The organism is Leucobacter chromiireducens (genome assembly GCF_003917135.1).
Classification (GTDB): domain Bacteria; phylum Actinomycetota; class Actinomycetes; order Actinomycetales; family Microbacteriaceae; genus Leucobacter; species Leucobacter chromiireducens_A.
This window is the reverse complement of the sequence record NZ_RPDI01000044.1, coordinates 1-14,608: the sequence shown is the minus strand read 5'-3', so window position 1 is coordinate 14,608 and position 14,608 is coordinate 1. Positions and strand designations below refer to the sequence as shown.

Here is a 14,608-nt window from a genome sequence, read left to right as displayed (position 1 = left end):
CGGTCGCTGCACCCGCCGGCGCGGCCACTCCCGCGCCCGCCGCAGGCCCCACCCCGTTGTCGGTGACGCGGAGCACCCCGCCGCCGCCGGGCATCGCTTCGAGCGTCAGCGCGACGCGGGTGGCCTGCGCGTGCCTGCGAGCGTTCGCGAGGCCCTCCTGCGCCGCGCGCAGGAGCACCACCTGCTGCTCCCGGTCGAGCGCCACCTCGTCGAGCTGACACGCCACCTCAAGCCCCGTGTCCGCCCGCAGTCGCGCCGCGATGCGCTCGAGTGACGCGTGCAGGCCACGCTCGCCGAGCGGCTGCGTGGTGGCGACGAGCGCCCGCGCCTCCGCGACCGACTCGCGTGCCGCGGCCGACACCCGGCCGGCGCGTTCGGCGGCGCGCGCTGCATCGCCGGCGGCGAGCGCCCGCTCGGTCTGCTCACTCAGCATGACGAGTCCGGCGAGGGTCTGCGTCAGCGTGTCGTGGAGCTCACGCGAGAGCCGCTCACGCTCCGCGGCAGCTCCGCGCACCGCCGACAGCTCAGCCACCTCGTGCTGCGCGAGACGCAGTTCTTCCGCGAGCGCGCGGTGCCGCTCGGCCTGCTCGTGGACCGAGGTGATCCAGGTGCCGAGCACAACCGCGAAGCAGAACGACGCCACGCCGACGCCCGCCGCGGTGAGGATGGGCGACGACGTGTCGGCCCACACGAGGAAGACGCTCGCGCCGAGCCCCATGGCGAGCGCTAGCGCCGCGCTCCACGCGACGGCGGCGCGCCAGCCGCGCCGCCGCGTGACGGGGACCTCGTACTCCGCGGGCCCTGCGCCACCGCCGACGATGACCCAGATCATGGGGTACACGATGGCCTGCAGCGTCGCGAAGCTCATGTTGATGCCGGCCCCCACGCCGACGAGCGCCACTGTTGCCGTGAGGAACCCGAGATCGAGCGGGGTGCGCGGCACCTCCTGCACGCCACGGCGCAGCGCCGGGCGCCCGAGCGTGACGTACAGCGCGACGAACGCCGCGAGCACCGCGAGCGGCGCACCGACCGTGCGCACCGGTGCAACGCCGAGCCCATCCCAGCTCACCGCCCCGAGGCCGCTCGGCGTGCACAGCACGAGCACGAGCACGAGCACCCCAAGATCCCACCACCGCAGCGGGCGGGGCCGGGACTCGGTCTGCGCGTTCATGCTGTCACTCTCTCACGGACCGCAGACACTCGGCCGCGCGGCTCACGACCGCCGCTGCCAGCGGAAGGTCAGGAGGCTCACCACGAGCCCGACGATGAGCCACGCCGCGAGCACGAGCGCGACGGTGCCGAGCTGCCACTCCCCCGCCGGCTCGGCCGCCGCGAGATGGTCGGGGAGGAAGACGCTGCGCATGCCCTGGGCGAGCCACTTCAGCGGGAACACCGAGGCGATGTGCTGCAGCCACTCGGGCAGCATTGTGATCTGGAGGTACACGCCGGAGATGAACTGCAGGATCAGCACGACGGGGATCACCACCGCCGACGCGCTCCGCGACGACCGCGGCAGCGCGGACAGCGCGATGCCGAGCAGCGTCATCGTGGCGATCCCGAGCAGGAAGAGCCAGGCGAAGCGGAGCCAGGCGGCCGGCTCGGTCGGCAGCTCGACGTCGAACGCGAGCGCGGCGAAGGCGAGCAGGAGCGCCAGCTGCAGCAGCGCGGTGATGAGCGTCACGCCGATCTTGCCGATGAAGTAGCTGACCGGCGAGAGCGGGGTGCCGCCCAGCCGGCGCAGCCAGCCGTCGGTGCGCTCGCGCGCAATGTCGATCGCGAGGTTCTGGATCCCGGCGAGCAGCAGGCCAGCCGCGACGAGGCCGGGCATGTAGTACGCGGCCATGCTCACGCCGCCCGAGCCGTCGGGCAGCTGCCCCACCTCGCCCGTCGATTGGAACGCCGAGCCGAAGATCCCGAGCAGCATGATCGGGAAGAGGAAGGTGAAGAACACGGTGTCCGGCACGCGGAAGTAGCCGCGCAGCTCCAGCCCGATCGCGCGCACGCCATCGCTCAGCGCACTCCGCCGAGCCCGCGGCCCAGGACCCACATTCACGGTCTGCGTCATCGCGTCTCCTCCTGTCCGTTCTGGGCGATCAGCCCGAGATACACGTCTTCGAGCTCGGGGCGCCGCACCTGCAGCTCCGCCGGCTCGCCGCTCGGGATCCCCGCCGTGAGCGCGGCCTCGCGCAGCCGGGCGACCACCGCGGCCGGCGTCTCGCTCCGCTCCTCGCGCAGCACGCCGCCGGCATCGCGCCAGCTCACCACGGGGGTGCGCGACGCGGCGCCGCCGAGCTCGGCGGGCGGCGCCTCGGCGACGATCGTGCCGCCCGTCAGCACGCCGACCCGGTCGGCGAGGCGCGCGGCCTCGTCGAGGTAGTGCGTGGTGAGCAGGATCGCGACGCCCTCCCCCGCGAGCCCCTCGAGCATCTCCCAAAACTGTCGCCTGGCTGCCGGGTCGAAACCGGTGGTGGGCTCGTCGAGGAAGAGCAGCTGCGGCCGGCCGACGATGCCGAGCGCGACATCGAGGCGGCGCTGCTGCCCACCCGAGAGCTTCGCGGCGCGCACACCGGCCTGCTCGGTGAGNAGCTTCGCGGCGCGCACACCGGCCTGCTCGGTGAGCCCGACGAGCCCGAGCACCTCGTCGACCCCGCGCGGGCGGGGGTAGAGCGCGCCGAAGTGCGCGATCAGCTCGCGCGCGGTGTAGGGCCCGGCGTCGCTCGTGCGCTGCGCCACGATCCCGATCTCCTCTCGCCACGAGCGCGGCGCGGTGAGCGGGTCCCTGCCGAGCACGCTGACCTCGCCAGCGTCTGGCCGGCGCACGCCCTCAAGGATCTCGATCGCGGTGGTCTTACCCGCGCCGTTCGGGCCGAGCAGCGCGTACGTCTCGCCCGGCGCGACGTCGAGGTCGAGGCCGGCCAGCACGGTCTGCTCGCCGTACCGTTTCTGGAGTCCGCGCACGCGGATGGGTGCGTCGTCGTGTGAAATCGTCATGTCCCAAGCCTCGCCGCTGCGCGGCCGGCGCGGCAGCGACTGGGCGGCGGATTCTCGCATCCACCGATCGGTGGATGGCTGGGGCCGGCCCCACGGCGTAGGCTGAAACGGTGACCAGCACCGCAGCCGAAACGCCCAGCCCGCTCCCCAGGTCCTTCGCGTCCGACAACTGGGCGGGCGCGCACCCCGAGGTGCTCGCCGCCCTCGCTGCGGCGAACGGCGGGCACGCGCCGGCGTACGGCGGCGACCCGGTGACCGCGGAGTTCCAGGAGCTCGCGCGCACCCTGTTCGGCGCCGACACCGAGGCGTTCCCCGTGTTCAACGGCACCGGCGCGAACGTGCTCGCCCTGCAGGCGGCGCTGCCGCGGTGGGGTGCGGTGATCACGCCGCGCACGGCGCACATCAACGGCGACGAGGCCGGCGCACCAGAGAAGACCGGCGGGCTGAAACTGCTCGCCGTCGACACCCCGGACGGGAAGCTCACACCCGAACTCGCCGCGCGCGAGGCGTGGGGCTTCGGCTCCGAGCACCGCGCGCAGCCGCTCGCGATCTCGGTGTCGCAGGTCACCGAGCTCGGCACCTGCTACTCACAGGAGGAGCTGCGCGCCCTCGCCGACTTCGCGCACGAGCGCGGCATGGTGCTGCACATCGACGGTTCGCGGCTCGGCAACGCCGCGGCGCACCTCGGCGTCTCGCTCGCGGCGCTCACGAGCGAGGTGGGCGCCGACCTCCTGAGCCTCGGCGGCACGAAGAACGGGCTGCTCGGGGCTGAGGCGGTGCTCGTGCTGCGACCGGAGGCCGCGCACGGCACGAAGTTCCTGCGGAAGATCAACCTGCAGCTGCCGTCGAAGATGCGCTACATCTCCGCGCAGCTGCTCGCGCTCTACGGCAGCGATCTGTGGCACCGCTCCGCGAGCCACGCGAACGCGATGGCGGCCCGGCTCGCGGACGGGATCGCGGCGATCGAACAGATCAGGATCGCGCAGCCCGTCGCGTCGAACGCCGTGTTCGCGACGATGCCGGCCGCCACCGCCGCCCGTGCGCAGGAGCGCTTCGCGTTCGGCAGCTGGCCGGGGGATCCGGATCTCTACCGGCTCATGTGCGCGTGGGACACGACCCCTGAGGACGTCGACGCGCTGCTCGCGGCGCTGGCCGCGTAGCGGCGCGGGCAGGCGACACGGGAGGCGGCCCGCTACACGAGCCCCGTCTCGCGCGCGACGTGGATCGCGCGGGATCGGCTGTCCACCTCGAGTTTCGTGAAGATGTGCGCCAGGTGGCTTTTCACGGTCGCCTCCGACACGAACAGGCCGCGCGCGATCTCGCGGTTCGTCGCGCCGCGCGCGAGCCAGCGCAGCACCTCGACCTCGCGCTCGGTGAGCTTCGGCAGCGGGTTGCGGATCCCCTGCAGCACGCGCGTCGCGAGCTCGGGGGTGAGGATCATCTCGCCGGCCGCCGCCCGCCGAATGCCGTCCCTGATCTGGTCTGGGGCGGCGTCCTTCAGGAGGTACCCGGTCGCGCCGGCCTCGATCGCGCCGAGGATCTCGGCGTCGCGGTCGAAGGTCGTGAGGATCAGCACGGCCGGCGCTGGATCGAGCGCGCGGAGCGCCGCCGTGGCCTGGATCCCGTCGATCCCGTCGCCCAGCCGGAGGTCGCAGAGCACTACGTCGGGGCTCAGCTGCGCGGCGAGCCCGATCGCCTCCTCCCCCGTAGCCGCCTCCCCGACCACGCGCACGTCGTCGGTGTCCAGAACGGCGCGCAGCCCGCTGCGCACCACCGGGTGGTCGTCGACGAGCAGAACGGTGGTGGTCATGCTGGATCCTCCGGTGCTGGGTGGTCCGCCGCTGGCCGGCTCGGGGCCGGGTGCAGCGGCAGGTGGACGGAGAGCGCCGTGCCGTCGCCCGGCGCGCTCTCGATGTCGAGCCCGCCGCCGAGCTCGCGCAGCCGCGCGCGCATGAAGCGGAGCCCGTAGCTCGCTGAGCGGTGATCGGCGTCGCGCTCCCACGCCGCGACGTCGAAGCCGGCACCGTCGTCGATGATGTCGAGGCGCACCGTGCCGTCGGCGTCGATGAGACTGACGACCACCCGGCTCGCGCCAGCGTGCAGTCGCACGTTCGCGAGCCCCGACTGCGCGGCGCGCAGCAGCGCAACCTCGGTCGCGGTGGGCAGCAGCGGCAGCGAATCGTCGACGTGGAGCTCGACCTGCAGGCCGGCCTCCTCGCCCGCACGGTCGAGCATGCGGCGCAGCGCTGCGGCAAGGGCGTCCTCCTCGAGCTCGGCTGGGACGAGCGCGGCGACGATCCTGCGCACATCGGCGAGGCTCTCCCCGGCGAGCGTTTCGACCTGCTGCAGCGTGCGCTCCGCCGCGGCGTCGGCCGTCCGGTTGCGCTCGGCGTGCGCGAGCAGCTTGATCGAGGAGAGCGCCTGCGCGATCGTGTCGTGGATGTCGCGTGAGATCCGCGTGCGCTCCGCGATCGCCCCCGACTCGCGCTGCGCGAGCGCGAGCTCATCCTGCAGCTCGGCCGTTTCGCGCTGCGCACGCGTGAGCGAGTCGACGAGGCGCTCGCGCTCGGCCGCGTCGCGCAGCAGCTGGAGGTAGCCGCGCGAGATTCCGAAGGCGAAGATCCCGCCGATCAGCGGGCCGAACACGTTGGCGTAGCTCGTTGCGCCGTGGTGCAGGATCGGCGCGAGCACCACCGCGGCGAGCACGGCGACAGCGTACGGCAGCCCCCAGCGCAGCGGCAGCAGGTGCCCGGCGAGCAGCCAGAGCAGGAAGGCGAGCCAGACGAACTCGGCGGAGACCGAGATCGCTGCCGCCCACACCACGGTGAGCCCAGCGAGCCACCAGATCGCCACCCCCGGTGTGCGCCTGCGCGCGGGGATGAGCGTGCCAGCGGTGTGCCAGGCGAGGAACGCGATGCCGCACGCGAGCACCGCGGCGGTCGGGGTGCCGTCGCCGATCGCGCGGACCACACCGATCACGGTGAGCGCGATCGCGATCAGGTGCTGGCCGACCTCCATCGCGCGCGTCGTCGCCGCGGCGCCGCGCGGCCGGGCGGTCCCGGCGTCAGCGCGCGGCAGTGGCACGTTCACGAAGCTCATACCTCGATTCTCCCCGACTTTGCCGCGCGGTGCCCGGCCACCACATCCGGTCCCCCACCAGGGCGAACAGCGCGGGCACGATCACCGTGCGCACGACGAGGGTGTCGACGACCACGCCGATCCCGACGATGAGGCCCAGCTGGCCGAGCGTGACGAGCGGGAGCACGCCGAGCGCCGCGAACACCGCGGCGAGCACGATCCCCGCGCTCGTGATCACCCCGCCCGTGTGCGCGACCGCCTCGACGATGCCGCCGCGCGTGCCGTGCCGCTCGGCCTCCGCACGCGCACGGTGCACGAGGAAGATCGTGTAGTCGATCCCGAGCGCGACGAGGAACATGAACGCCAGCAGCGGGACCTGCAGGTCGAGCGCGTGCTGCCCGAACACGACGCGGCTGAGCCAGGATCCCGCGCCGATTGCGGCGAGCGCGCTCGCGAGGTTCACGGCGAGCAGCACGAGCGGGGCGACGAGCGCGCGCAACAGCAGGGCGAGCACCACGAAGCTGACGAGCAGCACGAGCGGGGCGATGAGCCACAGGTCGCGCTGGTTGCCCGCGCGCGCGTCGACGTCGGTGGCGACCGCCCCGCCGACGAGGGCGTCGGCTCCCGCCACCTCGTGCACGGCGGCGCGCAGCTCACCGATCTGGTCGAGGCTCGCCGCCGAGCTCGGCGCGTACTCGCTCGTGACCATGATCCGCGTGAGCGCACCGTCGGCGCTCTCCCCAGCCGGGTGCGCGCGCACCACGCCGGGGACGCCGCGCGCGGCCGCCACCACGGCGTCGGCAGCCTCCTGCTCGGCGACCACGAGGATCGGCTGCGCCTCGCCGGGCGCGAAGTGCGCGGAGAGCGTCTCGAGCCCCGCAGCCGACTCCGACGGCACCCGGAACTTCTCGACCTGGTCGAGCCCAACGGAGGTGCCGATCAGCCCGGCGCACATCACCGCGAGGAGGGCGACTCCGCCGACGAGGCTCGCCACCGGGCGACGCCCCACCCGGGCGGCGACGCCGCGCCACACCCGCCCCTGGCTGCGCGCCTGACCGGGGCGCGGCACGAACGGCCAGAACACGCGACGCCCGCACACCGCGAGGAGCGGCGGCAGCAGGAACAGCACGACCGCGAGCGCGACGAGCAGCCCGATCGTGGCGGAGATGCCGAGCCCGCGCGTGCCGGGGATCACGGCGAGCGCGAGGGTGAGGAGCGCGAGCACCACCGTGAGATTCGAGGCGAGGATCGCCGGCGCGGTCGCGCGCCAGGCGCCGGCGAGCGCGGCCCGGTGGTCGTCGGTGGCGAGCAGTTCCTCGCGGTAGCGCGAGATCAGCAGCAGCGCGTAGTTCGTGCCAGCACCGAACACCAGCACGCTGATGATGCCGGCGTCGAACTGCAGATCGAGCGCCGCGCCGGCGGCTGCGGTGAGCCGGCCGGCGAGCCCATCGGCGAGCGCGACGGCGACGAGCGGGATGAGCCACAGGATCGGCGAGCGGTACGTCGCGATGAGCAGGATCGCGACGATCAGGATCGTGACGAAGAGCAGCGTGAAGTTCGCGCCGTCGAACGCCGCGGCGACGTCAGCGCCGAACGCCGGCCCGCCGGTGACCTGCAGCTCCAGCCCGGCCGGCCCCTGCGCCGCGAGCTCGGCGCGCAGCTCGCCGATCAGCTCGGCGGTCTCGCCGTTCGTGTCGCCGGCGGTGATCGGCACCACGAGCAGGGCGGCGCCGCCGTCCTCGCTGACGAGCGGCCCGGTGGCCGGGGCGTCAGCGTGCTCGTCGAGCAGGGCGAGGAGCCCCGCCGCCTCGGCGCGATCCGCCGCCGACAGCTCGCCGCCGCCGCTCGGGGTGACCACCACCAGCACCGACTGCCGGTCCGCGTCGGGGAACTCCTGCAGCAGCGCCGCGGCACGCGCCGACTCGGAGTCGGGCGGCGCCGCAGCGTTCTGCGCGGGGGCCGTCGCCGAGCCGAACGCGCCGAAGAGCACCGTCATGATGAGGAGGACGGCGCCGAGGGCGAGCCAGGCCCCGCCGCGCGAGGTCAGCCAGCCGGAGAAGCCCCGAGAATTCTGAGATGCAACCATGGCATCCACTCCACCAGGGCGCCGTGCCCGCGGCATCGCGGGCACGGCTGATCCTCATCTCATCACTTTGACTGATGAGTGCGGCGCGGGGTGAGCCGCGTCCTGCTCGGCCGCTCGAACAGCACGGTGGCGTGACCGTTTCACGCAGACGTACGGAACACGTGGTTCTTTCCGTCAAGATGTACCCAGCGGAGAAGACCAAGCGCCTCGGCGCGCCGGATCGCGTCGTCTCTGGCGGACACACCGAGCTTGCGATAGATCCCTTTGATGTGCGTGCGGACGGTATGGATCGACGTGACTTCCTTCTCGGCGATCTCACGGGGGAGATGGCCTTCTGCGAGGAGTTGGAGGATCTGTCGTTCTCGGGAAGTCAGCTTGGGAAGCTCGGGGACGACGTGTTGCATCGACCCATACACTTCTGGGCGTCGTTCGCCGAGAAGATCGTAGAGGCGCTCAACCGTGTCGCGCGGCGCGCGTGCAAGGAGTGAGGGCATCATTGCCGGACTCCCCTTGCGGATGATCTCGTACGATCGCTTGGCCTCCTCGAAATGCCCAAGCGCCGCTTCAGCGAGTGCGTGCACCCAGGTCGCTTCCCACATGTCGCGCAATGGGAGCTCTGCCCGACGAAGCGCGTGAGACGCGACCCGAGCCGCTTCGGTGGAGTTCTCACCGAAGAGGTGAGTACGGGCAACGGGAACCAGAGACCGCAGCGGGTGCCCCAGCTCGTTCGCCAGTCGGAGCGCGATACCGGCTTCGCCCATCGCGATCAGCACATCCAAGTAGGCGCGGAACACCACATGTCCTGCCACCGTGTCGATCGCAGTCACGCGCCCTCGCGCAAACCCGGCTTCTTTGAGCATCTCGTAGCCCTTCACGGGCTCGCCTGAAGCGAGAGAGTGATTGATCGAGACGTGCAGCAGGAATGGCCAGAGTTCAACCTGGCTCGAATCTCGATGCGCTGCCGTCAGAATACTGGCGGCAGCATCGGTGTCCATCCTGTCGAGGGCGAGCTGTGTCTGGGCGATGTCACGCCCGACGTACGTGAGATGGCTGATCCAATCGGGCACTTCCGCGACACTGTTGCATCTGTTGATCCAGTCGAGCGCTGACCCTGTGTTTCCTTCAAGAGTCGTGATCATCGCTGCATTCGCTGCCGCATTGGCTTTTGCGTAGTGCAGGTACGGCGGCTCGCCGCCTTGCCCATAGGCTTTCGTGAAGAGTCGCATAGAAGCGCTGAAATTCCCGGCGAGCGCCTCGGTGATCCCACGCTGAAGCGACACATGTCCTGGCCAAAGCCCGTCACCGTCAGGGCGGAACAGCATGCCGGAGAGCGAGAGGCTTCCCGAGTTCTCCGCGAGCAATGAGGACAGCTCCAGTGCGGCATCGTACTCGCGTCGCCAGCGGCGCGCGATCATCTCCATCAGACGCCACTGGCGCAGACGCACACCCGTCAACGACGCGCCGATAGAGCTTTCCGGAAAGGCCAAGACGAGTGCGGCGAAGCGGTGCAGGGCACCCGCGTGGTCGGCGGGCTGCTCGGCCGAGAGGCGTTGGAGGGAAACGATTGCGGCGGTGACGAGGACAGGCCGCTGCAGAAGTTTGTCATCAGCGAGATGCCTGGTCGCTTCGATGATCCGCTGCGCGTCGCCCGCGTCAATTCCGTACCATTTGTCAAGAAAGAGCTGCTCCGCTGCATCGACCTCGGAAACGGCCACGTCTGCTCCTGTCATCATGCGCTTGACCCAGCACCCTCTCATTCTAGAAAACAGCTGGGCCCGGTCTCGCTCGGGGGAAGCGAAGCCGGGCCCAACCTGGTTCAGGGCGAGGGGAGTGGAAAGACACCGCCCTGGCCTACTCCATCGCGTTACACGAGCGATGAGGTTTCTTCAGTGCCGGACTTGCGTCGACGCGTGAACAGCATGGCGCCAGCTCCGACCATGAGCCCCGCGAGGACGGTCGCTCCGACTGCGAGCATGGAGTCCGAACCCGTCAGCGCAAGGCCCGGAGGCGTTGGTTTCACGGGCGGCACGTCGTGAGTCGTGCAGAGCCCGGAACCGTCCACGCACACAGGGGTCTCACCAGTGACGGCAACCACATTCTCAAGCGTGTGATCGCCCTGCTCGGCGTACGCCTTCACCCTGACCGTGTAGGTCACCGTGACAACATCACCCGCCGCAACATCACCCCGCACACGGATCGTGTCGCCGGAGACCTCTGCATCAAGCGATGCGCTGGATGCGCTCGGTTCCTTCACCAGGGTCGCGTCATCGAGCACGTTCTTCATGTGATCGGTGTAGTCGACAGCTACCGGTGCTGACTCGCTGTTCATCGAGAGGTTCGTGAACATCAGCGTGTAGGTCACATCGTCACCAGGGTTGACCCGAGTACCGGATTCCGGATCAGAGGACTTCACCACGGTCACGTCCGAGACGTGGTTCACCGTGCAGTTCGGGAGCTGATCCTTCGCAACCTCGCACGAGGCAGGAGGCTGCTCACCCTGCGGGACCAGGAAGTTCGCGAGACGATCGTCCCCGCGCTCTCCATCGGCCTTCACCCGCACGGTGTAGGACGCGGTCGCGCTCTCGCCGGCGCCCAGGGTCCCGGTGACCGTGAACCGGCCTTCCGCAATCTCAGAGGCACTCAGCGCAGCACCTGAGGCTTCGGGCTGAACCGTGATATCCGCGTCGTCCTGCACCTGCGTGAGGACGTCGTCGTGGTTCACCGTCACATCTGCCTTGCCGGTGTTCTCGAAGTGCAGCGTGTACGTTGCGTTGTCGCCAGCGCGGAGCGTAGCACCGCTCGCCGGGTCTACCGTCTTCCAGGTCAGGAGCTCACCGATCGGGTTCTCGGTGCACGAGACCCCGTCATCCCCGCACTCGGGGTCAGTGGTACCACTGTGCGCGAGCACGTTGCCGAGCACGTTGTTTCCGCGCTCCCCATCAGCCTTCACCACCGCGGTGTAACTGACAGTGACCGTCTGCCCCGGCGCGATGTCGCCAGTGATGCCGATCTCCTCGCCAGTCTTCACTGCCGCGAGGGAAGGGTCCGAAACGGTCGGGCCGGTACCGAACTCGGCGTCATCGAGCACGTCCGACAGGTCGTCCGTGTAATCGATAGCCGCGGGTGCCAGGCCGTCGTTCCCGAAGGAGAGCGTGTAGGTCACCGTCTGACCGGGCTGCACACTCGTGCCGCTTTCCGGATCAACGCTCTTCGTCACAAGCACGTTCGGCAGCAGGACCGTGTTGTCGTCACACGCGGCCGTCTCTCCCGCGACCGGCGCGCACACCGTGTTCAACAGTCGGTGATCGCCAGCGCTCGTCACGTCCACCGAGTAGGTGATCGTCGCTGACTCATTCGGAGCAAGCGGTCCTTCCCACGAGAGCTCGGGCGTTGCGTAGGACACCGAGCCCACAGACGCTTTCGCGTCATCGTTGAACGTCGCGTCATCCAGCACGCCCGTGAGGTCGTCAACGAACGTTGCCGGGCTCTGCTCGGTGTACGCGGCGGTTCCGTCGTTCGTGACACGGATCGTGTACGTCACCGTGTCACCGGAGCGGGACTCCGACACATCGGAGGACTTCTCGATGATCAGATGGGGCACCTGATGCACGACCGGATCGCACAGTGCGGTGTCGTTCGCTTCACACGTCGCAAGCGCGTTCGTCAGGACGCTGTCTCCGCGGTCTGCGAATGCGCGCACCTTGACCGTGTACCTGACCGTTTCTTCAGCGCCGGCAGCCACAGAACCACCCAGACGGATCGTGTTTCCATCGACGGCGGCAGTGAGGTTACCCGATGACGAAGTCGGACCCGCGATCAGGTCGGCATCATCAATGACCTCGGCGAGGTCGTCGCTGTTGTTGATGTCGACCGCGGCCTGACCGGTGTTCCTGAAGTGCAGGGTGTAGGTGATCTCGTCACCCGCAGCAACCGCGCCGGAGGCGGGATCAGCGGTCTTCCACTGCTGCAGCGCGGCACCCGGGACCTGCACCTGACGGCACAGACGATCAGGATCAGCTGCCAGGTCAGCGGGCAGGCAGGCCACGTTCACGAGTGCGTGGTCGCCGCCCTTGGCCGAGTCGTATTCGATCTCGTACGTGACCGTCACCGACTCCGATGCGGCCAGAGGACCTGACCAGGACAGTTCGTTGCCGTCACGCGTAGCAGTTCCCATCGACGCGGACAGTGATTCGTCGACGAAGTCGCCGTCGTCAAGCACCTCGGAAAGGTCGTCCACAAACGAAGCGGGATTCTGCGCGGTCGCGTCACCGGGGCCCTGGTTCGTGATGGTCACCTGGTAGGTGACCTTGCCGCCGTTCTCGGGGAGATCAGACACGTCAGAGGACTTCGCGATCACGAGCTTGGGAAGCTCCGTCGTCGTCGAAGCACAGTTCGATTCACCGGAGGAAAGGTCCGCCGGAACACACGCGTTGTTCACGACCTCACCATTGCCCGCGTTGTTGAGTGTGACCGAGTAGGCAAACGTGGCCGTTTCTCCGACCTTCAACGGCCCGGACCACGTGAGCTTTCCATCCGCCACAACTGGTGCGGCGCTCGTCGAACCATCTGAGAACGAGACGTCCACGTCGTTGTTGTATGTTGCATCGTCGAGCACATCAGCAAGATCATCGTCCAGGCGAGCAGGGTGAGCTGAAGTGAAGTCCGCGGTGCCCGTATTGGTGACGTTCACCTCGTAGTTCACGGTTTGGCCGACGCGCGCATTCTGATCTGCGTCCGAGGTCTTCTCGATCGAGAGTTTCGGCGCAGAGAAGAACTCAACCGTGGTCTCGTTGGTCACGTCGAGCCCAATCACGTCACGAATATCAGCAGCGTTGTTCACGTACACAACCGGGCTTGCTTCGGCACCTCTTGGGGAATCGGAAGTGACATCGAGAGATATCTCACAGGTTGCTTGCTTCTCTGCAAGATCACCATTTTTGACTTCGATCACACCGGCACCACTCACGGTGACATCAGCATCACAGGTGTTGGTAATGTTCGGCGAATCTGCGACGCGCAACCCTTCACGAAGCGTGTCGGTAAATGCCCAGCCGTTGTTCGATGCGAGTTCCGACGTGTTCGTCACCGTAAAGGTGAGCGTGCTCACGGAGCCCACTTCAACCCGCTCAGGAGCAAATTCCTTATTGAGGTGAGGTGTGACATCGAGAACGCGAATATCGTCAACAGCACCATCGTTGCCGGCGGTTTGACCTGATCCGTTGCGCATGACAATTCCGAAATCAGCACCGTCTGACAGGAACGACCCGGCAGAAGTAAATGTACCCGCATAGAAAACGCTGAGTTCCGGCGACGCACCTGTTGGGGTCATCTGCTGGGCGCGAGGATCACTGCAGGGATCGATCGGCGAGCCGGTATCGATCGGAACTTCAACACCATTCGAAACATACGAGAAGCTCAAACTCGGGTGGGCCGCCCAGCAGGACGTTGCAGCCGCATTCACCGAGAAGGTAATGAATCGCTGAGGAGCCGGTGCGGAGATCGGCTCTCCCACCGTTGCGAATTGCACCAAGCCGCCGGCCGCACGCGGTCCCCCGGTGTACGCGGAGAGTACCGAGTTGCTCTGGGGGTCGGAGCCGTTGAGCTGCCCCAGAGTATCTGCCAGTTGGCGGAGGCCGCCCTGTGTGGACAGGCTCCCGCCGCATGAGTGTCCGAAGTCACTGAGGCCCGATGCGACGAAACCATTGCACGCGTTGATCGAATCTGCCCAGAAGGGATCAGCCGTGTAGCGAATCCCCGCCTCCGACACATAGTCAACCAATGGCGTGTACGGACCAGTGGGATCAGCGACATTCTCGAAATCTTCAGAATAGAGAACCGCTGGGTCCTTCGCGACACCCGGTCGATCTGTGAAACCGGTCGGTCCGTCCGTCATGACTGCGAACGCCGGCGAAGCGACCATGCCACTACTCGCAACGATGAGGGCAAGCGCCCCTGTCGCAATCCTTTTCAGACCGCGCGCAGACTGAGAACGCGCTTCTCTCTTCTTGTGCAATGAGGTGCGTGAGCGCACGTCAACTCTGTTTCTCATGCTGCCTAACTAGTTCGTCGGATGAGGAAAGCAAGGCACGTTTGCCACTACTCGATCACGATTGAACCCTTCAGAACGTTCGCGGGGTTCGGCAGTAGGCAGATCTACCCAACAAAATACCCAAGCGCGCACCCCAGACGACCCGTGCGTTGCAGCGCCCTGGGGCGACATCGTGGTTGCCTCTCCACATGCACACCTGTTGGGTCTCTGGCGACGTCAGGATGCGGTCGAGCAGAGAGCACCCCCGCAGGTCGCCGACCGCCCCGGCTGAGGACCCCGGTCGCGACATCGTTCGCAGGACCAAGGACGGGCTCGAGCCTGCGCGCATGGAGCGGGGCGAGTCGATCCGGACCGTCGCCGAGGGCTCGCCCAAACGGTGTCCACTCCACCAGGGCGCCGTGCCC

9 protein-coding genes are annotated in these 14,608 nt (G+C 68.6%); 1 reads left to right on the top strand and 8 read right to left on the bottom strand.

What is annotated here, in order from left to right:
* The 3 genes from EGM46_RS13665 to EGM46_RS13655 form a co-directional block, all read right to left on the bottom strand.
* Positions 1 to 1,171 (bottom strand): sensor histidine kinase (locus EGM46_RS13665; protein WP_125100684.1); only part of this gene is annotated, 1,171 nt, incomplete at its 3' end.
* 42 nt (positions 1,172 to 1,213) lie between these two features.
* Positions 1,214 to 2,065 carry an ABC transporter permease gene (locus EGM46_RS13660; protein ID WP_125100683.1) on the bottom strand — a complete coding sequence of 284 codons (852 nt, stop codon included), beginning with the start codon at positions 2,063 to 2,065 and terminating at the stop codon, positions 1,214 to 1,216.
* Positions 2,062 to 2,991 carry an ABC transporter ATP-binding protein gene (locus EGM46_RS13655; RefSeq protein WP_125100682.1) on the bottom strand — a complete coding sequence of 310 codons (930 nt, stop codon included), beginning with the start codon at positions 2,989 to 2,991 and terminating at the stop codon, positions 2,062 to 2,064. Before EGM46_RS13655 ends, EGM46_RS13660 begins: the two co-directional genes overlap by 4 nt.
* A gap of 110 nt (positions 2,992 to 3,101) precedes the next feature.
* Between EGM46_RS13655 and EGM46_RS13650 the strand changes: the two genes are divergently transcribed.
* Positions 3,102 to 4,151, top strand: a complete 1,050-nt coding sequence (locus tag EGM46_RS13650) for a threonine aldolase family protein (RefSeq protein WP_125100681.1) — start codon at positions 3,102 to 3,104, stop codon at positions 4,149 to 4,151.
* A gap of 32 nt (positions 4,152 to 4,183) precedes the next feature.
* On the opposite strand, the gene EGM46_RS13645 is transcribed toward EGM46_RS13650, so the two are convergent.
* The 5 genes from EGM46_RS13645 to EGM46_RS13625 all read right to left on the bottom strand — a co-directional run bounded on the left by EGM46_RS13645 (position 4,184) and on the right by EGM46_RS13625 (position 14,075).
* Positions 4,184 to 4,801, bottom strand: coding sequence for a response regulator (locus EGM46_RS13645; RefSeq protein WP_125100680.1), 618 nt, complete (start codon positions 4,799 to 4,801; stop codon positions 4,184 to 4,186).
* A complete protein-coding gene (locus EGM46_RS13640; RefSeq protein WP_125100679.1) occupies positions 4,798 to 6,090 on the bottom strand; it encodes a sensor histidine kinase in 1,293 nt (430 codons plus the stop codon). Before EGM46_RS13640 ends, EGM46_RS13645 begins: the two co-directional genes overlap by 4 nt.
* A complete protein-coding gene (locus EGM46_RS13635; RefSeq protein ID WP_125100678.1) occupies positions 6,056 to 8,155 on the bottom strand; it encodes an MMPL family transporter in 2,100 nt (699 codons plus the stop codon). Before EGM46_RS13635 ends, EGM46_RS13640 begins: the two co-directional genes overlap by 35 nt.
* A gap of 140 nt (positions 8,156 to 8,295) precedes the next feature.
* On the bottom strand, positions 8,296 to 9,870 hold the full coding sequence (locus EGM46_RS13630) for a helix-turn-helix transcriptional regulator (RefSeq protein ID WP_164512913.1): 1,575 nt from the start codon (positions 9,868 to 9,870) through the stop codon (positions 8,296 to 8,298).
* 149 nt (positions 9,871 to 10,019) lie between these two features.
* On the bottom strand, positions 10,020 to 14,075 hold the full coding sequence (locus EGM46_RS13625; RefSeq protein WP_164512912.1) for a DUF11 domain-containing protein: 4,056 nt from the start codon (positions 14,073 to 14,075) through the stop codon (positions 10,020 to 10,022).
* Positions 14,076 to 14,608 lie beyond the last annotated feature (533 nt).